General features: G+C 67.4%; 17 protein-coding genes and 1 riboswitch. Of the genes, 16 read left to right on the top strand and 1 reads right to left on the bottom strand.

From position 1 onward, the window contains the following. Positions 1 to 171 precede the first annotated feature (171 nt). A riboswitch (M-box (ykoK) riboswitch) is annotated at positions 172 to 357 on the top strand. 435 nt (positions 358 to 792) lie between these two features. The 7 genes from N416_RS0114095 to N416_RS0114125 all read left to right on the top strand — a co-directional run bounded on the left by N416_RS0114095 (position 793) and on the right by N416_RS0114125 (position 7137). Continuing rightward, positions 793 to 1977, top strand: coding sequence for a PPE family protein (locus tag N416_RS0114095; RefSeq protein WP_024442750.1), 1185 nt, complete (start codon positions 793 to 795; stop codon positions 1975 to 1977). A gap of 21 nt (positions 1978 to 1998) precedes the next feature. Then, on the top strand, positions 1999 to 2709 hold the full coding sequence (locus tag N416_RS0114100) for an MgtC/SapB family protein (RefSeq protein ID WP_024442751.1): 711 nt from the start codon (positions 1999 to 2001) through the stop codon (positions 2707 to 2709). Positions 2710 to 2749: 40 nt separating this feature from the next. Next, positions 2750 to 3673 carry a sterol desaturase family protein gene (locus N416_RS0114105; protein ID WP_024442752.1) on the top strand — a complete coding sequence of 308 codons (924 nt, stop codon included), beginning with the start codon at positions 2750 to 2752 and terminating at the stop codon, positions 3671 to 3673. A 120-nt stretch (positions 3674 to 3793) separates the two neighbouring features. Further along, positions 3794 to 4345, top strand: coding sequence for a LysM peptidoglycan-binding domain-containing protein (locus tag N416_RS0114110; protein WP_024442753.1), 552 nt, complete (start codon positions 3794 to 3796; stop codon positions 4343 to 4345). A 116-nt stretch (positions 4346 to 4461) separates the two neighbouring features. Beyond that, positions 4462 to 5136, top strand: coding sequence for a hypothetical protein (locus tag N416_RS0114115; RefSeq protein ID WP_036458090.1), 675 nt, complete (start codon positions 4462 to 4464; stop codon positions 5134 to 5136). Further along, complete coding sequence (locus N416_RS0114120; protein ID WP_024442755.1) at positions 5133 to 5633, top strand: VOC family protein; 501 nt, start codon at positions 5133 to 5135, stop codon at positions 5631 to 5633. The genes N416_RS0114115 and N416_RS0114120 overlap by 4 nt, the downstream gene beginning before the upstream one ends. A 52-nt stretch (positions 5634 to 5685) precedes the next feature. Continuing rightward, a complete protein-coding gene (locus N416_RS0114125; protein WP_024442756.1) occupies positions 5686 to 7137 on the top strand; it encodes an FAD-binding protein in 1452 nt (483 codons plus the stop codon). On the opposite strand, the gene N416_RS0114130 is transcribed toward N416_RS0114125, so the two are convergent. Next, on the bottom strand, positions 7134 to 9068 hold the full coding sequence (locus tag N416_RS0114130; RefSeq protein WP_024442757.1) for an ABC transporter ATP-binding protein/permease: 1935 nt from the start codon (positions 9066 to 9068) through the stop codon (positions 7134 to 7136). The genes N416_RS0114125 and N416_RS0114130 overlap by 4 nt on opposite strands. 183 nt (positions 9069 to 9251) lie before the next feature. Between N416_RS0114130 and secA2 the strand changes: the two genes are divergently transcribed. The 9 genes from secA2 to N416_RS0114175 all read left to right on the top strand — a co-directional run bounded on the left by secA2 (position 9252) and on the right by N416_RS0114175 (position 16805). Beyond that, the gene (gene secA2, locus N416_RS0114135) at positions 9252 to 11612 is read left to right on the top strand and encodes an accessory Sec system translocase SecA2 (RefSeq protein ID WP_024442758.1); all 2361 of its coding nucleotides are present in this window, start codon (positions 9252 to 9254) and stop codon (positions 11610 to 11612) included. A 9-nt stretch (positions 11613 to 11621) separates the two neighbouring features. Next, positions 11622 to 12224: a CDP-alcohol phosphatidyltransferase family protein gene (locus tag N416_RS0114140; RefSeq protein WP_024442759.1), complete on the top strand. Its 603-nt coding sequence runs from the start codon at positions 11622 to 11624 to the stop codon at positions 12222 to 12224. Next, positions 12217 to 13146 (top strand): DUF881 domain-containing protein, encoded by a 930-nt coding sequence (locus tag N416_RS0114145; protein WP_024442760.1) that lies wholly within the window; start codon positions 12217 to 12219, stop codon positions 13144 to 13146. The genes N416_RS0114140 and N416_RS0114145 overlap by 8 nt, the downstream gene beginning before the upstream one ends. A gap of 88 nt (positions 13147 to 13234) precedes the next feature. Next, a complete protein-coding gene (locus tag N416_RS0114150; RefSeq protein ID WP_024442761.1) occupies positions 13235 to 13567 on the top strand; it encodes a small basic family protein in 333 nt (110 codons plus the stop codon). A gap of 5 nt (positions 13568 to 13572) precedes the next feature. Further along, the gene (locus N416_RS0114155; protein ID WP_024442762.1) at positions 13573 to 14346 is read left to right on the top strand and encodes a DUF881 domain-containing protein; all 774 of its coding nucleotides are present in this window, start codon (positions 13573 to 13575) and stop codon (positions 14344 to 14346) included. A gap of 28 nt (positions 14347 to 14374) precedes the next feature. Then, complete coding sequence (gcvH, locus tag N416_RS0114160; protein WP_024442763.1) at positions 14375 to 14788, top strand: glycine cleavage system protein GcvH; 414 nt, start codon at positions 14375 to 14377, stop codon at positions 14786 to 14788. 175 nt (positions 14789 to 14963) lie between these two features. Further along, positions 14964 to 15449, top strand: coding sequence for a glycogen accumulation regulator GarA (garA, locus tag N416_RS0114165; protein WP_024442764.1), 486 nt, complete (start codon positions 14964 to 14966; stop codon positions 15447 to 15449). Continuing rightward, positions 15449 to 16186 carry a MerR family transcriptional regulator gene (locus N416_RS0114170; protein WP_024442765.1) on the top strand — a complete coding sequence of 246 codons (738 nt, stop codon included), beginning with the start codon at positions 15449 to 15451 and terminating at the stop codon, positions 16184 to 16186. The genes garA and N416_RS0114170 overlap by 1 nt, the downstream gene beginning before the upstream one ends. A gap of 124 nt (positions 16187 to 16310) precedes the next feature. Next, a complete protein-coding gene (locus N416_RS0114175; protein ID WP_024442766.1) occupies positions 16311 to 16805 on the top strand; it encodes a bifunctional nuclease family protein in 495 nt (164 codons plus the stop codon). The last annotated feature ends 199 nt before the right edge of the window (positions 16806 to 17004 follow it).

Genomic DNA, 17004 nt, shown 5'->3' on the forward strand with positions numbered 1-17004 from the left:
GGCAGCACACCCGATCCCTGGGTGTGCTGCCGCGTTTTGCATTCTCGAGAAGGCCTATTTCGGCCGAAGGCAAGCGCTTTCGCCTCCGGTGCGCAATGATCTGGACGATGCCGTCGGCGTCCCGGCGGTTCGGATTGACCCCTGCCACCCCACTGGTGCACTATGGTTAAGCAAGCACCTCGTTAGGTGAGGCGTCTGCACGGATACAGGCCACTGACCCCGAACGTCGAAAGACGCCCCGGGTCAGGACAGCTCCTCCCGGATTAAGGGTTGAGCCCAAGTGGCTTCCGGGTCTGCACATTAGTGCAGGCCAGGACACGCCGTGCAGTGCCGAAGCTCTGACGAGAGGGGTGCGGATCTCGGTTGTCGCCGGGCTACTTCACCTCGTCGTGCATACGTGCAGGCACCCGCGCGTGCCCAGGCCGAGAGGAGGTGAGAGCGACATTGAGTCCGAGTGATAGTTCCTATCCGGGATCGGTGGTCGTCTCCTTCGATCTCGGTACTGCTTTCACCATGTGATTCGCACCGGCGCTGAACTCGTCGACTGGCGTACCTCCCCGTAGCGGAAGGCGCCAGGCTTCGGCATGCCCTGAAATCGATTGGTAACTCGACCTATTCGTCGAGCGGACGATCGGTCTGGCATGAGTTGCTCCGGCATGTCGCCATGACCGCTGTCCCGATTCTCCTGCCGTCCGGATTACGGCTGCAACACATATCGGGCATCGACTCCGCCTGCACATCCCCAAGACCAGCCATTCGTGGCCGAAAAACCACCCAAAAAGGAGCAACGCCATGGACTTCGGAGCATTTCCGCCGGAAATCAACTCAGCACGTATCTACACCGGCCCCGGTTCGGGACCGATGATGGCCGCCGCGGCGGCATGGGACAAGATGGCCGCCGAGCTCAGCTCGGCCGAGGCCGCCTATCAGGCCGTCATCAACGGACTTGTCAGCGAAGGCTGGATGGGGCCGGCTTCGGATGCAATGGCTGCCGCGGCGACCCCCTACGCGGTATGGATGGGCGCCACCGCCGCCCGGGCAGAGCAGGCCGCCATGCAGGCCAAGGCGGCGGCCGCGGCGTTCGACGCCGCATATGCGATGACGGTCGCGCCCCCGTTGATCGTCGCCAACCGGTCTGCGCTCGCAGCGCTCGTGGCGACCAACGTCCTCGGCCAGAACGCTGCCGCGATTGCCGCCACCGAGGCGCAATACGGCCAGATGTGGGCCCAGGACGCCGCCGCGATGTATGGCTACGCGGCGTCATCAGCGGTGGCCACCAAGGTCACGCCGTTCACCGCGCCGCATGAGGTCGTCGACCCGTCGGCGCAGGGTGCCCAGCAAGCCGCGGTCTCCCAGGCCGCCGGCACGGCCGCTACGTCGAACGCGCAATCCGCAGCGTCCCAGGCGCTTACGAATACGCCGCAGGCGCTGCAGGCGCTCGCGACACCGGTGCAGCCGCCGCTGACGGGCGGTGAGGCGATCAGCACCGGCGACCTGGCGAACGGCGTGACCAACCTGATGAGCAGCTCGTTCAGCCCGATGGGCGCGGCGGCGATCTCCAGCTTCGCCGCCGACATGGCAGTGGTGCGTGGCGCTGCCATCGCCGCCGGCGATCCCCTGGGCTTGGGCGCGATCGACCCGTTCACGCCCACCATCGGGGGGCTTGGCGCCGGACTCGGCAACGGAATGCACGGGCTGAGCCCGCTCGGGATAGCCTCGGGTTCCATGGGAAACGCGCCCTCGGTGGGTGCCATGTCTGTCCCGAAGACGTGGGCCGCGTCGGTTCCGGCCACCGGTCCCGTCGGGGGAGCCGCGGCAACCGGGTGGACGGTGTCGGCACCCGCGCCTCAGGCGGGCCCGGCCGGCATGCCCGGGGTGCCGCTGGCGGGCGCCGGGCAGGGCCGAAACTACGGTTTCGCCGCCCCGCGGTACGGCTTCAAGCCCACCGTGATGGCTCGGCCGGTGGTCGCCGGCTAGGCATGTGTCATCGTTGACGTCATGCAGACGCTGAGCGTCGCCGAGTTCACGTTGCGACTGGCTGTCGGGCTGGGCTGCGGTGCACTGATCGGGCTGGAAAGACAGTGGCGTGCCCGAATGGCGGGACTGCGTACCAATGCGCTCGTGGCCGCCGGCGCGACGCTGTTCGTGCTGTATGCCGTCGCCGTGGAACCCAACTCGACCCGCGTCGCGTCGTACGTGGTGTCGGGGGTGGGCTTCCTCGGCGGCGGGGTGATCCTGCGCGAGGGGTTCAACGTCCGCGGTCTCAACACCGCGGCCACCCTGTGGTGTTCGGCCGCAGTGGGCGTGCTGGCGGCAGCCGGCGATCTGGTGTTCGCGCTGATCGGGACCGGCGCGATCGTCGGCACCCATCTGCTGCTGCGGCCGCTGGGGCGGTTCATCGACCGTGATCAGCACGTAGAGGAGGACGAACCGCATTCGCCTTACGAAGTGCAGGTGATCTGCCGGCCGAAGTCCGAGAAGTACCTGCGCGCCCAGATCGTGCAGCACACCGCCAGCAACGACCTGATCCTGCGGGGGATTCACACCGTTCGCGCCGGCGAGGACAACATCGCGCTCACCGCGTCGATGCTGTCGGACAGTCGGGCGCCGGACCGGCTTGAGCGCCTGGTGAGCGAGTTGTCACTGCAGCCGGGCGTCTACGCGGTCCAGTGGCATGCCGAAGATCAGTCGTCGCTGTCACCGGACTGAGCCCGGCGACGTCTAGGCTGTTGTTCCGGAGGTAGCGACGGTGGATGCGTTCGCAGCGGTGTGGTCGGCGTTGCCCGGGCCGATGCGCGACCCGGTTATCTTTGCCGTGCCTTTTTTCCTGCTGCTGCTCTCGCTCGAGTGGTTCGCCGCGCGCAAACTGGAGCAGTCCGAAGCAGAGCTGGTGCCGGTCGGGGCCTATCGCACCCCGGACGCCTGGGCGAGCATCTCGATGGGCCTGGTGTCCATGGCCACCACCGCCGGCTGGAAGTTCGTCGCGCTGCTGGGTTACGCAGCCATCTATACCTACCTCGCGCCGTGGCATCTGTCGCCGCAGCGCTGGTACACCTGGGTGATCGCACTCGTCGGGGTGGATCTGCTCTACTACACCTACCACCGCATCGCGCATCGGATCCGGCTGATCTGGGCGACTCATCAGGCGCACCACTCCAGCCGCTACTTCAACTTCGCCACGGCGCTACGCCAGAAGTGGAACAACAGCGGCGAGATCCTGATGTGGATTCCCCTGCCGCTGTTGGGCATTCCGCCGTGGATGGTGTTCGCCAGCTTTTCGGTGAGCCTGGTCTACCAGTTCTGGGTCCACACCGAGCGGATCGACAAGCTGCCTCGGGCAGTCGAGTTCATCTTCAACACTCCATCGCATCACCGGGTGCACCACGGCATGGACCCGGAGTACCTGGACAAGAACTACGGCGGGATCCTCATCATCTGGGACCGGCTGTTCGGCAGCTTCGCCGCCGAGCGGTTTCGCCCGCATTACGGGCTGACCAAGCCGGTCGACACCTTCAACATCGTGACCCTGCAATTCCACGAGTACGCCTCGATCATCGCCGATGTACGCCGTGCGACGCGGTGGCGCGACCGGCTGGGCTACATCTTCGGACCGCCCGGCTGGCAGCCCGTGGGCCCGGCAGCGGCCGTCTCCCAGCAACCGAGATTGCCGTGACGTAATGCGGGGCACACCGGCGGGTGTTCGCCTAGGCTGACTAACGTCGCATCGCAGCGACAACGCCCGGCGAGTCAGGCCGCGGCGGGCCGATGAAAAGGGGACAACGTGGCACAGAGCTTGGGAGACACGCTCACGGCAGGTAAGAAGCTCGTCAAGGGCGAGTCGCTGACCTCTAACAACGGGGCTTACACCCTGACGCTGCAGGAGGACGGCAACCTGGTGCTGGCGGCGAGGGGCAAAGCGATCTGGGCATCGGGTACCAACGGCAACGACGTGGTCCGTGCCGAGGTGCAGGCGGACGGAAACTTCGTGCTCTACACGGCCGACAAGCCGATTTGGCACACCGACACCAAGGGCAAGAAGGACGTCAAGCTGGTTCTGCAAGACGACCGCAACCTGGTGCTCTACGCTGCCGACGGCGCGGCCTGGTCCACCAAGACCGAGACCGACGCCCCGCCGCCGGAGGAGCCCAAGGCTGAAGAGGCGCCGGCTCCCGTGGAGGAGGCCGCACCCGCGGCACGCACCTACACCGTGGTCGCCGGTGACACCCTGTTCGCCATCGCCGAGCGGTTCTACGGCGACGGCAACAAGTACCCGCAGATCGCGGAGGCCAGCGGCATCGCCAACCCTGACCTGATTCACCCCGGTCAGGAGCTGACGATCCCCTGATCGCCGCACAACGCCGCCGCGGCGGCCCGGATCCCTTGGGGCCGGGCCGCCGCGCTGCGACATGGTGGCTTGATCCGGCCGGACCGAAACCGGCCCTCAACGATAGGAGTCGACGGTTGCGCAGGCGCGTTGCGCGGGTGCTGGCGGTGCTGCTGGGGATCGGTGCGACAGTTGCTGAGCCGACGGTCTTTCCGGCTAGAGCCGATCGGGTGCTGGTGTTCCCCGGGATGGAGATCCGCCAAGACACCCACGTCTGCACTCTCGGCTACGTCGACCCGGTGATGCGGATCGCCTTCACCGCCGGCCATTGCCGGGGAAGCGGAACCGTCACCGACCGCGGCGGGGCGGTCATCGGCAGGTTGGCGACCTTTCGCGACAACACTCCCAATGGTTCGACCGTCAACACCGACCAGGTGATCGCCGACTACGAGTCGATCGTGCTGGCCGACGATGTCGACGTCAACGATGTCCTCCCGGGCGGGCTGCAGCTGCAGGCCGGCCCCGACACCGAGCTGAAACCCGGTGATCCGGTCTGCCACTTCGGCATCGTGACCGGCGAGACCTGCGGCAACATCGAACGGGTCAACAACGGATGGTTCACCATGACGCGCAGCATTCGCAGTCAGCAGGGTGACTCCGGCGGCCCCGTGTATGCGCCGGGCGGCTCCGGCCCGGCCCGGATCGTCGGGCTGTTCAACAGTGTCTGGGGCGAATTCCCCGCCGCGGTGTCATGGTCGGCGATCTCGCAACAGGTCCGTGAAGACGTCGGCGTGCCGTCCCCGCTGTCGTGACCCCGCCGCCTCGACCACCCATCCAGATCGCATGGGTCACAAACGATCTCGACGCCACCGAGTCGACGCTGACCGCGTTGCTCGGCGTGCGCAAATGGATCCGTATGCCCGGGGTGCACTTCGCCCCGGACACCTGCAGCTACCTCGACGAGCCGGCTGATTTCGTCGCCGACATCGCGCTGAGCTACGTTGGCGACATGCAGTTGGAGCTGATCGCGCCGGTGCGCGGACGCAGCCTCTACGACGACTTCCTCCGTGCCCACGGGCCGGGCCTGCACCATGTCTGCATCGAGGCCGAGGATCCCGAAACCTTCGACGTTATGCTGAGCGACACCGCCGAACAGGGCGCCCAGGTGGTAGCCCGGGGCGTGATGCCCGGCGGTATGCAGTTCGCCTACATCTCAGCTCCGGACGCCGGCATCCCTTACCTGGAGATCGCCTACATCCCAGCCGAGATCCGAGCGGTCTTCGACTACATCAAACAGGAGCAGCGGTAACCACCGCATCGGCGCCGATGGCCAGCGCCGGCGACGAAGAGGAGTGGCGGCAATGAGCACCCAGATCCCGGACACCACCAGTGCCGAAACGGTTTCGGAGTGGTCCGACGAGTTCGACGTCGTGGTGATCGGCTTCGGCATCGGTGGCGGCTGCGCGGCCGTCACCGCGGCGGCGGCCGGGGCTCGGGTCCTGGTCCTGGAGCGGGCCGCCGAGGCCGGTGGCACCACCGCCATGGCCGGCGGCCATTTCTACCTCGGCGGTGGCACTGCGGTCCAGGAAGCCACCGGGCATGCCGACACCGCGGACGAGATGTACAAGTACCTCGTCGCGGTGTCGCGCGAACCCGAGCACGACAAGATCCGGGCCTACTGCGACGGCAGCGTCGAGCACTTCAATTGGCTTGAAGACCTCGGAATTGCGTTCGAGCGCAGCTACTACCCGGAGAAGGCGGTGATCCAGCCCAACACCGAGGGGCTGATGTTCACCGGCAACGAGAAGGTGTGGCCGTTTTTGAACGAGGCCGTTCCGGCGCCACGCGGGCACAAGGTTCCGGTGCCCGGTGACACCCAGGGCGCCAAGATGGCAATCGACCTGCTGCTGAAGCGGGCCGACAACCTCGGGGTGACGATCCGCTACGAAACCGGTGCCATCAGGCTGGTCACCGACGCCTCCGGCGCCGTCGTGGGTGTCACGTGGAAGCACTTCACCGAAAGCGGTGTGGTCAAAGCGAAGTCGGTGGTGATTGCCGCCGGTGGCTTCGTGATGAACCCGGAGATGGTCGCCCAGTACACGCCGAAGCTCGCCGAGAAGCCGTTCGTGCTGGGCAACACCTACGACGACGGGCTGGGCATCCGGATGGGGATGTCGGCGGGCGGCGCCACCAAGCACATGGACCAGATCTTCATCACCGCGCCGGTCTACCCGCCGTCGATCCTGCTGACCGGCATCATCGTCAACAAGGAGGGCAAGCGCTTCGTCGCCGAGGACTCCTACCACTCGCGCACCTCGGGATTCGTCATGGACCAGCCCGACAGCGCGGCCTTCCTGATCGTCGACGAGGCCCACATGCGCAAGCCGCAGGTGCCCTTGGTCCCGCTGATCGACGGATGGGAGACCGTTCCGGAAATGGAAGCCGCACTGGGCATTCCGGAAGGAAACCTGGTCGCGACACTGGACCGCTACAACACCTACGCGGCGCAGGGACAGGACCCGGACTTCCACAAGCAGCCGCCGTTCCTGGCTCCGCAGGACAATGGCCCGTGGGGCGCTTTCGACCTATCGCTGGGCAAGGCGATCTACGCCGGCTTCACCATCGGCGGGTTGGCGACGTCGGTGGACGGCGAGGTGCTGCGCAGTGACGGCCGGCCCATTCCGGGGCTCTACGCCGCCGGAGCCTGTGCGGCCAACATCGCCCAGGACGGTAAGGGATACGCCAGCGGGACCCAGTTGGGCGAGGGCTCGTTCTTCGGCCGGCGCGCCGGGGCGCACGCGGCAACTCGTTAGACCGCAGACAGGTCCCAGCGGCCCTGGCCGAGCAGCTCCAGCACGTGCTTGTGGTGCTGGCGCACCGTGTGCCGGTGGCTCACGCTGACCAGGATGGTGTCGGGCAGCTCGGAGCGCAGCAACCGGTACAGCGTCAGTTCCAGGCCTTCGTCGAGCGCCGATGTCGACTCGTCGAGGAAGGCAGCCTTGGGCCGCGTCAACAGGATTCGGGCGAATGCCACCCGCTGCTGCTCACCGGGCGAGAGCACCTTGGCCCAATCCTCGACGTCGTCGAGCCGGTCGACGAGATTCGGCAGCGACACCTTGACCAACGCCTCGGTGATCTCGGCATCGGTGACCTCGCCGGCCGACAGCGGGTAGGACACCACCGCTCGCAGATCACCCAGCGGGATGTAGGGCAGCTGCGAGATGAACATCGTGGCGTTGACCGCATCGGGGCGCCGCAGGGTTCCCGACGCGTACGGCCACAACTGGGCCAGGCTGCGCAGCAGCGTCGTCTTGCCACTGCCCGATGGTCCGGCGATCATCAGCGCATCACCGACGCCCAGCTGCACATCGAGCGCCTCGATCAGCGGGACACCCTCGGGGTTGCGCACCTCGACGCCCTCCAGCGCCACCGTGCCGTCCGGGCTGGGCTTGACCAGCAGCTCGGGAAGATCGCGGGCCTCGCGGTTGGCCTCCACCAGGCCGTGCAGACGAATGATCGACGCCCGGTAACCGGCGAAGTTGTCGTAGGCGTTGCGGAAGAACGACAGGGAGTCAGAGATATTGCCGAACGCCGACGCGGTCTGCGCCACCCCGCCGAACATGATCTGTCCGGAGAACAGTCGCGGCGCCTGGATCACCCAGGGCAGCGGCACGATCGCCTGGCTCACCGACAGGTTCCAGCCGGCGAATCCGATGGTCCGGTTCACGAAGTTCAGATAGTTGGCGATGATCGCCCGGAACCGCGTCCGCAGCTGGACCCGCTCGGCCAGCTCGCCCCGGTAGAACGCCACCGACTCGGCGGCGTCGCGCACCCGCACCAGCGCGTACCGGAAGGCGGCGTTGGTGAGCTCATTGCGGAAGCTCAACCGGATCAGCGGACGGCCGATCCAGAACGCGACAATGGTCGCGATGGCCACATAAGCCAGCACGATCAAAAACATCGCCCGCGGGATGTCGAACCCGAACACGGTCAGCGTGCCCGACAGGTTCCACAGGATGGCGGTGAACGACACCACCGTGACCATGGACTGGACGGCACCGAACAACAGCGTGCTGCCGGTGCCGTTGGACGGTGCGTTGACGTTGGCGCCGTTGCCCGCGGTGAAGATGTCGATGTCCTGCTGAATACGCTGATCCGGGTTGTCGATGGCGCCTTCGATGGCTTCGCCGACGGCCGGGTCAAGCGGTGTCTTGACGAAGTGGGCCCGGTAGTAGGCCCGCCCGTCCAACCAGTCCCCGGTCAGGCGGTCGGTGAGCCAGATGCGCCAGTTCACCATGAAGTGCTGGGTCAGATAGATGTCGAGCATCACCCGCGCCACGTGCAGCACGGCCATCAGGCTGAAGATGCCGATCGACATCCAGAATCCGTGTACGCCGGACTGTTTGATGGCCTCGTCCCCGCCGGCGGCGCCCTGGAAGGCGGTCTGCAGCGACGAGTACATGTCGTTGCCCTGGAAGCTGAACAACACGTTGAGCCGGACCGCGGTGATCACCGACAGCAGCAGCACGCCCAGCATCAGCCAGACACGCAGGCTGTCCCGCCCGGTGAAGTAGGCGCCGCTGATCTCCCAGAACTGGCGTCCCCATCGGGTGCTGACCCGCAGCAGGGCCGCCACTGCCAGCACGCTCACGGCGCTGATGGTCCAGGCCAGTGCGATCCACACCAGCGAATCGGGCAGCGCGTGCCCCCAGTCGATGGACGGATTGAACAGCTTCGAGTCCACTGCCGATGTCTCCTTGCCGTCCGTATCGCCGCAATCGCGTCGCGGCCGGTATCCGAATCGGGAAATCCCGTGCGAAACCTACCGCAGCAGTGCGGCGTCGTGCCGGATAAGCATGGCCCGGCAGCCCGCCGACGCGACGGTGCCCCCGGCTTGCGAGCGACGGCCACCGCGTACCGTTGTGCTGTGGCTAACACCTCCAAGACTGTCTCCGGAACGCGAACCAAGTCGGGTCGGCTCAGCGGGAAATTCTGGAAACTGCTGGGCGCCAGCACCGAGAAGAACCAGAGTCGTTCGATGGCCGAGGTCACCGCGGCCGGCGAGTACGCCAAGAAGGCCGCTGGGCTCGATGACGAGCAGCTGCGCAAAGCCGCGCAACTGCTCAAACTCAAGGAGCTGGCCGACGCCTCCGACATCCCGCAGTTCTTGGCGATCGCCCGGGAAGCCGCCGAGCGCAGTATCGGGCAGCGTCCGTTCGACGTTCAGCTGCAGGGCGCACTGCGGATGCTGGCCGGGGATGTCGTCGAGATGGCCACCGGCGAAGGCAAGACGCTCTCCGGTGCGATCGCTGCCGCCGGATACGCCATCGGTGGCCGGCACGTGCACGTGGTCACCATCAACGACTACCTCGCGCGTCGCGACGCCGAATGGATGGGTCCGCTGCTGGAGGCTCTGGGGGTCACCGTCGGGTGGATCACCGAAGAGTCCACGGCGGCCGAGCGTCGCGCGGCCTACCAGTGCGATGTCACCTACGCATCGATCAATGAGATCGGCTTCGACGTGCTGCGTGACCAGTTGGTCACCGACGTCGACGATCTGGTCTCGCCCAACCCGGATGTGGCGCTGATCGACGAAGCCGACTCGGTGCTGGTCGACGAGGCGCTGGTGCCGCTGGTGCTGGCCGGCACCACCCACCGGGAGACGCCCCGGATGGAGATCGTCGAGCTGGTCGGGCGGCTCAAACCCGGCGTGGACTACGACTCCGACGAGGACCGGCGCAACATCCACCTCACCGAGGTGGGCGCGAACAAAGTCGAGAAGGCGCTCGGTGGCATCGACCTGTACTCCGAGGAGCACGTGGTCTCCACGCTGACCGAGGTCAATGTCGCCCTGCACGCGCATGTGCTGTTGCAGCGCGACGTGCACTACATCGTCCGCGACGGCAAGGTGCAGTTGATCAACGCCTCGCGCGGCCGGATCGCGGCCTTGCAGCGCTGGCCGGACGGCCTGCAGGCCGCGGTGGAGGCCAAAGAAGGCATCGAGACCACCGAGACCGGCGAGGTGCTCGACACCATCACGGTGCAGGCGCTGGTCAATCGGTATCCGACCGTGTGCGGTATGACCGGTACGGCGTTGGCGGCCGGCGAGCAGTTGCGGCAGTTCTATCAGTTGGGGGTCTCGCCGATCCCGCCGAATATGCCCAACATTCGCGAAGACGAGGCGGACCGGGTCTACATCACCGCCGCGGCCAAGAACGACGCCATCGTGGCCCACATCGTCGAGGTGCACGCCACCGGGCAGCCGGTGCTGGTCGGCACCCACGATGTCGCCGAGTCCGAGGAACTGTACGAGCGGCTGCGCAAGCGCGGTGTCCCGGCGGTGGTCCTCAACGCCAAGAACGACGCCGAAGAAGCCACGGTGATCGCCGAGGCCGGCAAGCTCGGGGTGGTCACGGTGTCCACCCAGATGGCCGGCCGCGGCACCGACATCCGCCTGGGCGGCTCCGAAGAGGCTGATCACGACGCGATCGTCGAGCTGGGCGGCCTGCACGTCATCGGCACCGGGCGCCAGCACACGCAACGCCTCGACAACCAGTTGCGGGGCCGGGCCGGTCGTCAGGGCGACCCGGGATCGTCGGTGTTCTTCTCCAGCTGGGAAGACGACGTCGCCGCGACCAACCTGGAAGCCAACAAGCTGCCGACCGAGACCGACGACGACGGTCGGATCCTGAGCCCGAAGGCCTCCGGCCTGCTCGACCACGCGCAGCGCATCGCCGAGGGCAAGCTGCTCGACATCCACGCCAACACCTGGCGGTACAACCAGCTGATCGCCCAGCAGCGCGCGATAATCGTGGAGCGGCGCAACACGCTGCTGTCCACCCCGGCGGCTCGCGAGGAGCTGGCCGAGCTCACCCCGAAGCGCTACGCGGAGTTGAAGGACCAGCTGGGGCAAGACGGGCAGGACGGCGAAGCCAAGCTGGAGAAGATCTGCCGGCTGATCATGCTCTACCACCTGGACCGCGGCTGGGCCGACCACCTCGCCTACCTGGCCGACATCCGCGAGAGCATCCACCTGCGTGCCCTGGGCCGGCAGAACCCGCTCGACGAGTTCCACCGGTTGGCGCTGGATGCGTTCGCCTCACTGGCCGCCGACGCCATCGAGGCGTCCCAGCAGACGCTGGAGACCTCGGACTCGATCGAATCCGAGCCGGGGATCGACCTGTCGAAGCTGGCCCGGCCCACCTCGACGTGGACCTACATGGTTCGCGACAACCCGCTGAGCGACGACAGCATGGATGCGCTGAGCCTGCCCGGGATCTTCCGCTAGGGGGTCGGTATGACTGTCGGCTCCGGCTCCGATCGCGTTGAGGACCGGGTGCTCACCGTGCCCAACGTGATCAGCCTGGCTCGCCTCGGCCTGATCGGCGTTTTTCTTTATCTGCTGCTGATCGCGCGGGCCGACGGACCGGCAGTGGCGACCCTGATGCTCAGCGGTGCCTCCGACTGGGCGGACGGCAAAGTGGCTCGCCTGTTCAACCAGTACTCGACGCTGGGGGCGCTGCTCGACCCGGCGATCGACCGGCTTTACATGCTGGCGATTCCGGTCGCATTCGGCGTGCGGGGTTTGGTGCCCTGGTGGATCATCGGCGTGCTGCTGGCCCGGGATCTGCTGCTTGCCGCCACCCTGCCGGCGCTGCGTAGCCGGGGACTGACCGCGCTGCCGGTGACCTACGTGGGCAAGGCGGGCACCTTCGCGCTGATGTCGGCGTTTCCGCTGATCCTGCTGGGGCAGTGGGATCAGCTGTGGAGCCGCGTGGTGCTCTCGGCCGGCTGGGCCTTCCTGATCTGGGGCCTGGGCATGTACCTGTGGGCGTTCGTGCTGTATCTGGTCCAGGTGAGACTGGTGGTCCGCACCATGCCGAAGGTTGCCGGTGGCTGAGCCGTTTTTCGCGCTGAGTGGCTACGACTCTCAGGGGGCGGGCGCCCACGAGGCCGGCAGGCCCCGGAAATTCGCGGTGCCGTCTTTGCTGCGCTCCCTGTTGTCCGAACATCTCGACCCCGGCTACGCCGCGGCGGCAGCCCGGCGTGCACGCCGCACCGCACCCCCCGCTGCCACCGCCCGGGTCGCGGGGTGGGCATGGGAGGCGGCGGCGGCGTTGCTGGTGGCGGCGGTGTTCGCCGTCGCGGTGGCGCAGGCCCGGTCGGTGGCTCCCGGGGTGCACGACGCCCAACAGGTGCTGGCGACGAATGTCCGCGCGGCCGAAGCCGTCACCGGGAGGCTGGCCGACAAACGGGAGACCTACGCCAACCGAGTCGACGAGTTGCGCCGGCACCGGCTGGCCGACGACGCCCAGGGCCAGCGGGTGTTGGCCGGCCTGGACGCGCTCAGCCTGGAGGCCGCCGGCACGCGGGTGAGCGGCCCCGGGCTCACCGTCACCGTCACCGACCCCGGAGCCGGGCGGAATCTCTCCGATGCCTCCAAACAGAGGGTGTCGGGCAGTCAGCAGATCATCTTGGACCGCGACCTCCAGCTGGTCGTCAACTCGCTGTGGGCCAGCGGGGCCGAGGCGATCGCCGTCGGAGACGTCCGCATCGGGCCCAACGTCACGATCCGGCAGGCCGGCGGAGCCATCCTGGTCGACAACAAACCGATCAGCAGTCCCTATTCGCTGCAAGCCATCGGGCCGCCCCGCGAACTGCGCGACACCTTCGACCGCAGCCCCGGGCTGTACCGGCTAAGGCTGTTGGAGGCGTCCTACGGGGTGGGGGTTCGGGTCGACGGGCGCAGCTCGGCCGACCTCACGCTGCCGGCCGGCTCGGTGCGAGATGTCCGGTTTGCCAAACAGATAGGGGCGTCGTGACGCAAGCTAGCGCTGCGGGTCGTGACTTGGCCGGCTTGGCCGTCGTGGCCCGCACGGATCCGGTTCGGGAGGCTGGAGTGATGTCGCAATGATCGGTATCGCCGCGCTCATCGCCGGCATCGTCTTGGGACTGCTCTTTCACCCCAGCGTGCCGGAGGTGGTTCAGCCCTATCTGCCGATCGCCGTGGTGGCCGCGCTGGACGCCGTGTTCGGCGGCCTGCGTGCCTACCTGGAGCGGATCTTCGATGCGAAGGTGTTCGTCGTGTCGTTCGTCTTCAACGTTCTGGTGGCCGCTCTGCTGGTCTACCTCGGTGACCAGTTGGGGGTCGGCACCCAGCTGTCCACCGCGATCATCGTGGTGCTGGGCATTCGCATCTTCGGCAACGCGGCGGCGCTGCGGCGACGGCTGTTCGGGGCCTGACACACATGAGTAGCGCCGATCCGGCATCGCACGGCCGTCACGAGCTGCCGCAGCCACCTGCTCGGAACGGTGTGCCGCCGCCCCGCGGCCGTTCCGGACCGGTGTTCAGCGTGCTGGGGATGCTGTTGTGTCTGCTGCTGGGCGTGGCGATCGTCACTCAGGTCCGCCAGAACGACTCCGAGGACGCGCTGGAGACGGCCCGCCCCGCTGACCTACTGGTGCTGCTGGATTCGCTGCGCCAACGCGAGGCCACCCTCAACACCGAAGTCGCCGAACTTCAGCAGACGCTCAACGCCCTGCAGGAGTCCGGCAGCAGCGACCAGGCCGCCATCGAAAACGCCCAGGCGCGGTTGGCCGCGCTGGCGATCATGATCGGCACCGTGGGCGCCGCCGGTCCCGGCGTGGTGATCACCGTGGACGATCCGACCCGCGGGGTGGCGCCCGAGACCATGCTCGACGTGATCAACGAACTGCGGGCAGCCGGTGCCGAGGCGATGGAGGTCCGCGACGGCACCAAGGCAGTGCGCATCGGGGTGGATTCGTGGGTTGCGGGCACGCCCGGTGCGCTGGAGTTCGACGGCACGGCTCTGGCGCCCCCGTATTCGGTTCTGGCGATTGGGGATCCCCCCACCCTGGCGGCCGCGATGAACATTCCCGGCGGGGCCGTCGACAGCGTCAAGCGGCTTGGCGGCGCCATGGCGGTGCAGCAGGCCGACCGTGTTCAGGTGACCGTGTTGCGACAACCGAAACCCCGCCAATACGCTCAGCCAGTCAAGTGAGCCCGACAGCGCAAGGAGCACCATCACCGTGAGCTCGGAAAGTTTAGTTCCAGCCGACCTGTACTACACCGCTGAGCACGAGTGGGTTCACCGCACCGGCCCGGACACCGTCCGCGTGGGCATCACCGACTTCGCGCAGGCCGCCCTCGGTGACGTGGTCTTCGTGCAGCTGCCCGCAGCGGGCACCGGGGTCACCGCCGGAGAGGCCTTTGGCGAGGTGGAGTCGACCAAGTCGGTCTCGGACCTCTACGCACCGATCACCGCATCGGTGAGCGCGGTCAACGCCGAACTGGACGCCAACCCGCAGTTGGTGAACTCCGACCCCTACGGCGCCGGCTGGCTGCTGGAACTTCAGGTGGCGAACGCGGATTCGGCGGCGCTGGACCAAAGTCTGGCGGGGCTGCTGACCGCCGACGCCTACCGGGCGACGTTGTCGGAATGACGATTGTTAGCCTGCCTGCCGGGACACGCTGGGCATCCGGCGACACGATCCCGCGGTGCGGGGGACATGACGGACCGCTGCGCGGTACGGTCGACTCAACGATTCAGGGTTGGGCGCAAGACATGTCCGGCGGGCGCGACCAGGTAGCAGAACAGCGGCCAGTGAGGAGTAGCGGGTGACGGAGAAGGACCCGGCAACGGGGCAAGACCAGGCAGGCGATGAGGTCACGGTGGAAACCACATCGGTTTTCCGCGCCGACTTCCTGAACGAACTCGACGCTCCCGCGCAGGCGGGCGGCGAGAGCCTGACCTCGGGTGTTGAAGGACTCCCCGTGGGTTCGGCGCTGCTGGTGGTCAAGCGCGGTCCCAATGCCGGATCGCGGTTCCTGCTCGACCAACCGGTCACCGCGGCCGGTCGGCACCCCGACAGCGACATCTTTCTCGACGACGTCACGGTGAGTCGTCGTCACGCCGAGTTCCGGCTGGAGGGCAACGAGTTTCAGGTTGTCGACGTCGGCAGCCTCAACGGGACCTATGTCAACCGGGAGCCGGTTGATTCGGCGGTCCTGGTCAACGGCGACGAGGTGCAGGTCGGCAAGTTCCGGCTGGTGTTCCTGACCGGCCCGAAGACGGGTGAGACCGAGGCCGGGCCGGGCAGCTGATGACCGCGCCTGACAGCCCTGACCTGGCCGGGATGTCAATCGGAGCGGTGCTGGACCTGCTTCGGCCGGATTTTCCCGACGTCACGGTCTCCAAGATTCGTTTCCTGGAAACCGAGGGGCTGGTCATGCCGCAGCGGGCGGCGTCGGGCTATCGCCGATTCAGTGCGTACGACTGCGCACGGCTGCGCTACGTGCTGACCGCACAACGCGACCAGTACCTGCCGTTGAAGGTGATCAAGGCGCGGCTGGACGCCGAACCCGATGGCGCGCTGCCGTCCCCGGAGTCGCCGTACCCCACCCCACGACTGGTGTCGGCCGGCGGCGAGACCGCCCACGGCGCGACGGCGCTGCCCGCGCCGCCGCGGCAGGTGCGGCTGAGTCGGGAGGATCTGCTGCAGCGTTCCGGCGGCGACGACGCGCTGCTGACGGCATTGGTCAGGGCGGGCGTGATCAGCGCCGGGCCGGGTGGGCTGTTCGACGAGCACGCCGTGGTGATCGTCCAGTGCGCGCGGGGGCTGGCCGACTACGGCGTGGAGCCGCGGCACCTGCGTGCTTTCCGCTCTGCGGCCGACCGGCAGTCCGACCTGATCGCCCAGATTGCGGGCCCGCTGGTCAAGGGGGGCAAGGCGGGGGCACGCGACCGGGCCGACGACCTGGCGCGCGAGGTCGCGGCGCTGGCGATCGCGTTACACACCGCGCTGCTCAAGTCCTCGGTACACGACGTACTGCACGGCTGAGGACTAGACTTCGCCTCGTTGGCTCGTTGCGCGCCATCCGGTTGTCCGACCGGGGGTTTCGCGACGAGTCAGACTGGGACGACAAGGACTTGGGACAGACGCGAACGCGGAGGGCTGACTGGAGATGGGTGAAGTACGCGTGGTCGGCATCCGCGTCGAGCAGCCGCAGAACCAGCCGGTGCTGCTGCTGCGCGAAGCCGATGGTGATCGATATCTCCCGATCTGGATCGGACAGGCCGAAGCCGCCGCCATCGCCCTGGAGCAACAGGGCGTGGAGCCCGCCCGGCCCCTGACGCACGACTTGATCCGTGACCTGATCGGCGCGCTCGGGCATTCGCTCAAGGAGGTCCGGATCGTCGACCTGCAGGAGGGCACGTTCTACGCCGACCTGATCTTCGACCGCGACATCACGGTGTCGGCGCGCCCGTCGGACTCGGTGGCCATCGCGTTGCGGGTGGGTGTTCCGATTTTCGTCGAAGAGGCGGTGCTGGCCGAGGCGGGCCTGCTGATCCCCGATGAGGGCGACGACGAGACCAGCGGCGCGGTGCGCGAAGACGAGGTGGAGAAGTTCAAGGAATTCCTCGATAGCGTGTCGCCCGACGATTTCAAAGCAACCTGACCCGGCGCGGCGGACTCAGCCTCGTCACAGATCCGTTTCATCTCTCTGCCGTCGACGCGACACGCCCGAACGAAAGCAACACGCGCAAAACGCGGCCCCCATACTTGAACCACGGCGGGAACAACTGCACGGCAGCTCGTCGGACGGCGTATGCTCACGACCAACTCGGGCAAGAGCAAACGCGGCCACTGGCCAGTCA

Source organism: Mycobacterium sp. UM_WGJ (assembly GCF_000455125.1).
Classification (GTDB): Bacteria; Actinomycetota; Actinomycetes; order Mycobacteriales; family Mycobacteriaceae; genus Mycobacterium.

Coding starts and splice junctions, on each gene's coding strand:
- N416_RS0114175 (WP_024442766.1), top strand. CDS start 16,311: ATGGGTGAAGTACGCGTGGTCGGCATCCGCGTCGAGCAGCCGCAGAAC.
- N416_RS0114095 (WP_024442750.1), top strand. CDS start 793: ATGGACTTCGGAGCATTTCCGCCGGAAATCAACTCAGCACGTATCTAC.
- N416_RS0114155 (WP_024442762.1), top strand. CDS start 13,573: ATGAGTAGCGCCGATCCGGCATCGCACGGCCGTCACGAGCTGCCGCAG.
- N416_RS0114150 (WP_024442761.1), top strand. CDS start 13,235: ATGATCGGTATCGCCGCGCTCATCGCCGGCATCGTCTTGGGACTGCTC.
- N416_RS0114140 (WP_024442759.1), top strand. CDS start 11,622: ATGACTGTCGGCTCCGGCTCCGATCGCGTTGAGGACCGGGTGCTCACC.
- N416_RS0114125 (WP_024442756.1), top strand. CDS start 5,686: ATGAGCACCCAGATCCCGGACACCACCAGTGCCGAAACGGTTTCGGAG.
- N416_RS0114100 (WP_024442751.1), top strand. CDS start 1,999: ATGCAGACGCTGAGCGTCGCCGAGTTCACGTTGCGACTGGCTGTCGGG.
- N416_RS0114170 (WP_024442765.1), top strand. CDS start 15,449: ATGACCGCGCCTGACAGCCCTGACCTGGCCGGGATGTCAATCGGAGCG.